7 protein-coding genes and 1 pseudogene are annotated in these 7,617 nt (G+C 68.7%); 4 read left to right on the forward strand and 4 right to left on the reverse strand.

The features are described 5' to 3' along the window. Positions 1-164: 164 nt before the first annotated feature. From ACTIL2_RS14790 to ACTIL2_RS14800, 3 genes are read left to right on the forward strand one after another with little or no spacing between them, the layout of a single operon-like run. Positions 165-974, forward strand: coding sequence for a MurR/RpiR family transcriptional regulator (locus tag ACTIL2_RS14790; RefSeq protein ID WP_442338241.1), 810 nt, complete (start codon positions 165-167; stop codon positions 972-974). Between the two features lie 40 nt (positions 975-1,014). After that, a complete protein-coding gene (locus ACTIL2_RS14795) occupies positions 1,015-1,650 on the forward strand; it encodes an ABC transporter ATP-binding protein (RefSeq protein ID WP_442338242.1) in 636 nt (211 codons plus the stop codon). Continuing rightward, positions 1,647-2,420 (forward strand): ABC transporter permease, encoded by a 774-nt coding sequence (locus ACTIL2_RS14800; RefSeq protein ID WP_442338243.1) that lies wholly within the window; start codon positions 1,647-1,649, stop codon positions 2,418-2,420. The genes ACTIL2_RS14795 and ACTIL2_RS14800 overlap by 4 nt, the downstream gene beginning before the upstream one ends. Positions 2,421-2,483: 63 nt before the next feature. Here ACTIL2_RS14800 and ACTIL2_RS14805 read toward each other — a convergent pair whose 3' ends face one another. After that, positions 2,484-3,437 carry a hypothetical protein gene (locus tag ACTIL2_RS14805; protein ID WP_442338244.1) on the reverse strand — a complete coding sequence of 318 codons (954 nt, stop codon included), beginning with the start codon at positions 3,435-3,437 and terminating at the stop codon, positions 2,484-2,486. Positions 3,438-3,487: 50 nt separating this feature from the next. Between ACTIL2_RS14805 and ACTIL2_RS14810 the strand changes: the two genes are divergently transcribed. Further along, positions 3,488-5,122 (forward strand): helix-turn-helix transcriptional regulator, encoded by a 1,635-nt coding sequence (locus ACTIL2_RS14810; RefSeq protein ID WP_442338245.1) that lies wholly within the window; start codon positions 3,488-3,490, stop codon positions 5,120-5,122. A 68-nt stretch (positions 5,123-5,190) separates the two neighbouring features. Here the strand turns inward: ACTIL2_RS14810 and ACTIL2_RS14815 are convergent, their stop codons facing one another. The 3 genes and pseudogenes from ACTIL2_RS14815 to ACTIL2_RS14825 form a co-directional block, all read right to left on the reverse strand. Continuing rightward, on the reverse strand, positions 5,191-6,249 hold the full coding sequence (locus tag ACTIL2_RS14815; RefSeq protein ID WP_442338246.1) for a lipoate--protein ligase family protein: 1,059 nt from the start codon (positions 6,247-6,249) through the stop codon (positions 5,191-5,193). 182 nt (positions 6,250-6,431) lie between these two features. Beyond that, positions 6,432-7,214 carry an ABC transporter permease gene (locus tag ACTIL2_RS14820; RefSeq protein ID WP_442338247.1) on the reverse strand — a complete coding sequence of 261 codons (783 nt, stop codon included), beginning with the start codon at positions 7,212-7,214 and terminating at the stop codon, positions 6,432-6,434. After that, positions 7,211-7,617, reverse strand: a pseudogene (locus tag ACTIL2_RS14825) (daunorubicin/doxorubicin resistance ABC transporter ATP-binding protein DrrA); the annotation flags it as partial. The pseudogene ACTIL2_RS14825 and the gene ACTIL2_RS14820, both read right to left, overlap by 4 nt.

Consider the following 7,617-nt stretch of genomic DNA (forward strand, 5'->3'; position numbering starts at 1 on the left):
GAACTGTTACCGATGTCCTGATCTAGAAGTGTCACCGATGTCCTGGGAGATTACATAGGGGATCGCCGCGGAGACGTGCCCCTGGGCATGAGGATGTGGGGCTGGGTGGGTGAGGTTGGGTGGAGCCGGGCGGGGAGTGGGCAGGACGCTGTAGTATTCACGACATGAAACTGGTCGAACGCATTGCCGCGTCGCGCGACTCGCTCACGCCCGCCGAGGAGCGCGTCGCCGACTGCATGGCGGCCAACCCGCACAGCGTGGGGCACCTGTCGGCGCTGCGTCTTGCCGAGGCGGCCGGGGTCAGCGACGCGACGGTGGTCCGGACCATCCGCAAGCTGGGGTTCGACGGACTCGATGATCTGCGGGAGAGTCTCGCCGCGGAGCTTTCCCGGGCGGGACGGATGGAGTCCTCGTTGCGCGACGGTGAGGTCTCCCGCCACGTCGCCGAGGGCGTCGCCTACATTTCCTCGCTGACGGAGCGGGTCAGTGAGGAGGACCTCGTCCGGGCGCTGGATGTTCTGGCGGACGCCGCCCGCGTGGTGGTCGTCGGGTTCGGGCCGGCGCGGCACATCGCGGACTACGCCGCCCACCGGTTCTTCCGGGCGGGGACGTCCGCGGCGTCGTTGGGCGTGACCGGGCGTGATTTCGCTGACGAGCTGGTGTCGGTGCGCCGGGGTGACGTGGTCGTCCTCCTCGCCTACGACAGTGTCGCCGCGGAGGTGAACGTCCTCTACGAACGTGCCGGCCAACTGGATGTCCCGGTGGTCCAACTCAGTGAGGGGGTGCTGACCGCCGACCCGCGCGCGGGGGTGGCGCTGCCGGTGGGTCGGGGGAACCCGGAGTTCACGCCCAGTCATGCGGCGACTGTCGCGGTGCTCGAGTCGTTGGTCGTGACGCTGGCGGCGCGTGATCCGGGCCGCAGCGGGGAGGCCGGGGCGTTGGTCGACCGGTTGCGTGGGAGGCTCTCCGGGTAGTGCTCGTTACAGGGTGCCGATGTCGTGTAGTGTCCACGACATGCCTCCATTGTTCAGGTTCGAGTCGGTGGTCCTCGAGCGCGATGGTCGTCGTCTCCTCGACGGCGTGACCTTCGACATTGACGCTCCCACGGGGATCACCGCCGTCGTCGGAGCGTCCGGCTCCGGGAAATCCACGCTGCTGCGCTGCTGCAACCTGCTCGACACCCCGGACGCGGGACGCATTGAGTTCCGCGGCGAGGACCTTGCCGTGGTCGACCCGCTGCACCTGCGCAGGGAGGTGGCGATGGTGTTCCAGCAGCCCACGGTCTTCGCCGGAACCACCCTGGACAACCTGCGTGCCGCTGACCCGGGGATCGGGGAGGCCGCCGCCGTCCGGCTGCTGGACACCGTGGGACTGCCCGCGGAACTGCTCGGCCAGGAGGCCGACACGTTGTCCGGTGGCGAAGCGCAACGCCTCTGCCTGGCCCGCGCGTTGGCGACGGAGCCGCAGGTCATCCTCGCGGACGAGGTCACCTCCGCCCTGGATGCGGAGGCGACGGCGGTGCTGGAGAATCTCCTGCGCACCGTCTCGGACACCGTTGCGGTGATCTGGGTGTCGCACAGCGCGGAGCAGGTCCGGCGCATCGCCGACCGCGTCCTGCGCATCGACGCCGGGAAGGTGCTGGCGGCGTGAGCGGCACCGTCGGGTGGCTGGGGCTCGTGGCGTCCCTGGTGTTCATCGCGATCGCGCTGGCGGTGATCACGCCTCTGAAGCTGCAGCTCCACCGTCCGATCGTGGTGGCGGTGCTGCGTTCGCTGGTGCAGATGGTCATCGTGGGCGCGGCGCTGGTGCCGCTGGTGCGTCCGGAAACCCCGCTGATCTGGTCGTGGCTGTGGGTCGCGGGGATCATCGTGTTCGCGTCCTGGACGGTGATGCGGCGCGCACCACAGGTCCCGGGGCAGTTCTGGGTGGCGCTCGTCGCGCACGTGATCATTGCCGTGTCGAGCCTGGCGATCGCGTTCGGCTTCACGATCTTCGAGATGGAGGGACGCACGATCGTGCCGGTGGCGGGGATGGTCATCGGCAACTCGATGAAGGCCGGCGTGGTGGCGGCGAGCCGGGTGGCGGAGTTCGCCACCGACCAGCGTGCCGAGATCGAGGCCGGCCTGGCGCTGGGGATGAGCCCACGGACGGCGTCCCGGCGGTTGATGCGCCAGGCGTTGCGCACGGCGATCTCCTCGCAGGTGGAGCAGACCGCGGCGCTGGGAATCGTGTTCCTCCCCGGGGCGATGACCGGTTTGATCCTGGCGGGCGTGGATCCGCTGGAGGCGGTGCGCACGCAGCTGGCCCTGATGTACGTGATCCTGGCCGGGGTCGTCATCGCCGCGGTGGTGACGGCGGTGGGGACGCTGCGGTGCCTGACCACCGAGCGCAAAACGCTGATTCACCTGGCGAGGGCGTGAGGGCCGGAGCATCACGGGCGGCCTGGAACCCCGCAGCCCTACACGCAGTTCACGCCGACGGCTCTAACCCTCCATCCGCGGATCCCCGTCCGGTGAGAACCACAGGTGGGCCCCGACGACCTTCCGACCGGTCGCTTCAGCGGTGCGCAGCGACGGCACATTGCCGGCATTGATGTGCCCCCACAGGACCGCGTTCCGGGTATCCGGGAGTCGGCGCAGCACCTGCTGCATCGCCGCTGCGGAGATGTGGTGCCCCTGGAACTCCGGTGCAATGCACTTCTCTTCGACCACCCACCCGGTCAGTCCGTAGGAGTCCTCCGCGCGGACCGCGACGATGCCGGCGTCACGACCCCGGAAGCGGACAGTGAACAGAAGGCCGTCGTCGGCGGCGTCCTGCAGTGCGTCCTCGTCGGAAGGCTGTGCCCACCAGTTCAGGTCCGGAGTGCGCTCGCCGATGTCGCGGTAGATCCCGGCGACGCGGACCGCCGCGTCCGGCGCGGAGGTCGGCGACAGGACAACCTCCTCGTAGGACGCTGCGACCGGCTCCTCCAGCTGCTGTCCCACCGGTGCACCGACGATGAGGATGTCCACCGGTGCGCCGGGGAACATGCCCGGGGAGGCAGCGTAGACGCGCAGGCAGCGGGGATGGAACGCGTCGAAGAAGGCCAGGACATCCGCCAGGGCGTCCAACGAGGACGGCTCCTGCGGCAGGGACGTCGCAATGACGTCCACGAAGCATTTATCGAGGTCACGGTTGCGGAAGCGGACCCCGGCACATGCCCAGTGCCCGCCAGTCAACGGGACGATCCGGTTGGCCCACAGCAGCGGGTCCGCAACGTCGAGCGGCACAGCGTCGCGGAGCTGCGTGCCGAAGTCCACATTGTCCAGGCGGTCGAGCTCCGGGGCCAGCCAGGTACGCACGGCCGGGCGGGCATCTCCTCTCGGCGCCCAGGACCGCACGGTGGGGGAGAGCCACGACTCTGCCGCGTCGACGATGGTTTCGTGGTCGGGGTGCACAGGGTCAGGTTATCCTCATCGTGAGGACAGCGAAGGACGGAGCAGACCACATGACCACCGACACGTTCCCCGCGTCCACCGTCCGTGGCCGCTGCAACAGGGACGAGCACGTCCTGCTGTGGGTGTTCTCCGGCACCATGACGGTGTCCACCACAGTGACCGCCACGGTCACGCACCACCTGCGCGAGGGGCAGGGGATCCTGGTCCCCGCCGGGGTGCCACGCGACGTCCACGTCCCCGCCGGCTCCCTCGCCTTCCCAGTCTTCTTGCCGGTGCGCAACATCGGTGAGCTGCCCGCCACGCCGACCGTGTGCGAACTGGGGACCGGGTGGAACACCTGGATGCTGCACCATTTCGTGACCAGTGGAACGCACATTCGCAGCCACGGTCGCGGTCACCGGGACATGCTCCACCATCTCGGTGGTGACGCACCCGTCGCCGACCTCCCGGTTCCCCGTGCCGAGGCCGCGCGCCGGGTGGCGGACGAACTGAACCGCAACCCGGCGCTGACCCTGACCGCCGGGGAGTGGGCGGCGTCCTGCGCGGTGAGCGTACGGACGCTGCGGCGGATGTTCCTGCGGGACACCGGGCTGACCTTCTCCCGCTGGCGCACCCGGTGCCGGGTGTTGGCCGCGGCGGAGTACCTGGAGGTCGGTCACGAGGTCGGTTGGGTCGCGAACCAGGTCGGTTTCGACTCGGTGCCCGGGTTCATCCGCGCGTTCTCCTCGCTGTTCGGGCAGACACCGTCGGTCTGGGGCCGGACGCACGGTTCGTACGGCGCCGGGTCCGTCTCTCCCAGCGAGCGGGTGCTGCGGTACCGGGACGACCGGAACCTGGCGGCTGCGTTGTCGGGGTCCGCACTGCCGGAACCCGCCTCATCCACCCCACCGGTACCGCAGTCGAGCGCGCGCGGCCGGATGCTCCGCGGAGACGTCCACGCGCTGTTGTGGGTGTACCAGGGTTCTGCCCGGGTCACTGCCGGGGCGTTCCGCATGCCCGTGGCGTGCGGACACGGCGTGTGGGTTCCAGCCGGGACCCCGCACACCCTGGAGGTGGACACGGATTCGGTGGTGCTCCCGCTGTTCTTCCCGCTGGACTCCGTGGCAGCGCTGGATGGCGTGTCGTCGGGGGTGACCGAGGTGTCGGTGCCCGCTGAGCATTCCCGGTTGATGATGCACCATGCCGTGGCGAACCTGACGCTGGTGCGTCCCGACGGTTACGAGCGAACAACCGTGCTGGACATGCTGGAGGGTGTACCAACCGGCGGGGTCAGTTCGGAAGGACGCGAAGAATACGGAAGCGACCTGCCGTTCCCCGCATCCGACGCTGCCCGGCGGATCGCAGGGGCGGTCCTGGACGATCCCGCCGACAGCCGGACACTGGCCGGGTGGGCACAGAATGTCGGGGTCAGTCCACGGGCCCTGGGCCGCGAATTCCGGGACGGGACGGGCCGGACGTTCACCGCGTGGCGCTGTGAGGCCCGCATGCGGGCGGCCGGTGCCCTGATCCGCAATGGCGCCACAGTATCGGCTGCGTCACGCCGGGTGGGGTACACGCACCTCAGTGGCTTCAGCCGGGATTTCCGGCGCGTGTTCGGGGTACCGCCACGGGAGTTCCGGGGACTCCGGGAGCATGGACCGGTCGATTCAGGGCCCGCCGCTGCCGTGCGCGTCCCCGGGGCCTGAATCACCGGAGGCACAGCACGCGGGGCCCGGCATCCCGGCGAGGGGCGTGCCACGCAGTCCCCACGGGCTCACGGCAGCCGGTACGTCCACCCGTCCGTCGAGAACTTGGTCTCGCACCGCTCGCGTGCCGTGTCCAGGTCGTCCTGCGTGATCGTCCCGTCGGTCGCACCGTACTTCGAGGCGAAGACGTCGTGGAAGACCTGCAGGATCTCCTCGCGCGGCAGCTGCGTCTGCGAACGCATCGGGTCGACCCGCTTCACCGAGGAACGGTGGCCCTTGTCCCGCATCTTCTCCTTGCCGATGCGCAGGACCTCCACCATCTTCTCGGCGTCGATGTCGTAGGACATGGTCACGTGGTGGACCATCCAGCCGTTGCTGAAGCGCTTCTGCGCCGCACCGCCGATCTTGCCCTCCTCCGAGGCGATATCGTTCAGCGGGATGTAATGGGCCTTGATCCCGACCTTCTCCAGCGCCTCCATGGTCCACTCGTCGAGGAACGGGTAGGACTGCGCGAAGCTCAGACCGTCCACCAGCGACTGCGGGACGACCAGGGAATAGGTCACGCAGTTGCCCGGCTCCATGAACATCGTGCCGCCGCCGGTCACGCGCCGGGAGACGGTGATGCCGTACTTGTCCACGCCTTCCTGGTCGATCTCGTTCGAGTACGACTGGAAGGACCCGATCACGACCTGCGGGGCATTCCACTCCCACAGGCGCATGAAGGGTTTGCGGCGTCCGGCGGCGGCGTCCTCCACCAGGGTCTCGTCCATGGCGACGTTGACCATCGGGTCCACGCTCGGTCCGTGGATCACCTCGAGGTCGAAGTCGTCCCAGCTGGTGGCCTGCCCGAGGGCACGTCGCACCGCGATGCCGACGCCGTCGGCGGTGATGCCGAACAGGACGTCGGACTCCAGCAGCGCGTCCTGGATGCGGGACGCGTAGCCGGACGCACCGAGGTCGGCGGGGGCACCATCGAGGGCGGTGGTGATGCGGTCCAGGACCTCATCGGGTTCCAGGAAGAAATCCCCCGCCACACGGACGTCCTTCAGGACGCCTGCACCTGCACCGTTTACCTCCAGATCGACGACGATGAGCTTGCCGCCGGGAACCTTGTACTCTCCGTGCACGCGTGTGTCCTTCTTGGGTATCGAGTAGATCGTCTGGCGTCACGAACCGTACACCGTTGACGGGTGGGCTGTGTCCATCCGGGGAGCCGCAGGTGTGCTGTGAGAACCGGGGCAAGATCGGTCGATCGGGGTGTCTTGGCCCCACCAGTCTTGCCCGGGTTCTTACACGGCCTCTTATCCTGCTACCGCCGCAGGTTGCGGTAGGCCCGTGCGGACAGCGGCATGAACACCGCCACCAGGACCAACGGCCACACGACGGCGGCGAGCACAGCGTTGTCGGCCATGATCCCGCCGGTAAACCCGGTCGGATTGCCGAACAACTCCCGGGCGGCCGTCGCCGTCGCGGAGATCGGACTCCACGTCGCGACCGGCTCCAGCCAGGACGGCACGAACTCCGGGGAGACGAACGCCGTGGACAGGAAACCGATCGGCCACACCAGTACCTGGACCATCATCGCCGCGCCCTCATTGCGTCCGATGGTGAGGCCGAGGTAGATGCCGATCCACAGCACGGCGAAACGGAACCACAGCAGCAGGACAACCGCCAGCAGTGCTTCCATTGGGGAGCCGGTGATGCGCCACCCCAGCAGCAGACCGCCGACGATCAGCACCGCCAGTTCCACCGCGGAGGTGATCATGTCCGCGCCGACGCGGCCGAGGGAGACGGACGCGTCGCCGATGGGCATGGAGCGGAAACGGTCGGTGATGCCCTTCTTCGCGTCGTTGGCCATGGCGGTGGTGGTGGCTTCGACGCCGAACATCATGGACAGTGCCATCATGCCGGGCAGCAGGAAGTGGATGTAGTCGCCGCCGGGCAGGGTGATCGAGCCGCCGAAGAGCAGGGCGAACATCAGCAGCAGCATGATCGTGAACATGATGTTGAACACCGGGGTCAGTGGTTGGCGTCCCCAGTGCTGCAGTTCCCGCGTGGTCAGGACGAGTCCGCTGGTGATGCTCGTGGTCATCGTGCCTCCTTGGCGGCCGGGGTGTCGGTGACGGCGAGGAAGACCTCGTCCAGGGTGGGGCGGCGCAGGGCGATGTCCACCGGCGTGACGCCCTGCGCGTCGAGGTCGCGCACGGCGTCGATCAGGTCGGACGCGCCGTTCGGCGCCGGCCGGCTGATCGACTGATCGTCCGGGAGGGTGATGTCGATCCGGTCGCCACCGCGGCTGCGCTTCAGTTCCTCCGGTGTGCCTTCGGCGATGACCCTGCCGTCCTTCATGATCGATATCCGGTCGGCGAGATGGTCGGCCTCCTCCAGGTACTGGGTGGTCAGCAGGACAGTCGTGCCGTCGGTGGCGGCACTCTGCACCGCATCCCAGACATCGATGCGTCCACGCGGGTCCAGCCCGGTGGTGGGCTCGTCGA

The organism is Corynebacterium sp. (assembly GCF_052107835.1).
In the GTDB taxonomy this organism is placed as follows: Bacteria; Actinomycetota; Actinomycetes; order Mycobacteriales; family Mycobacteriaceae; genus Corynebacterium.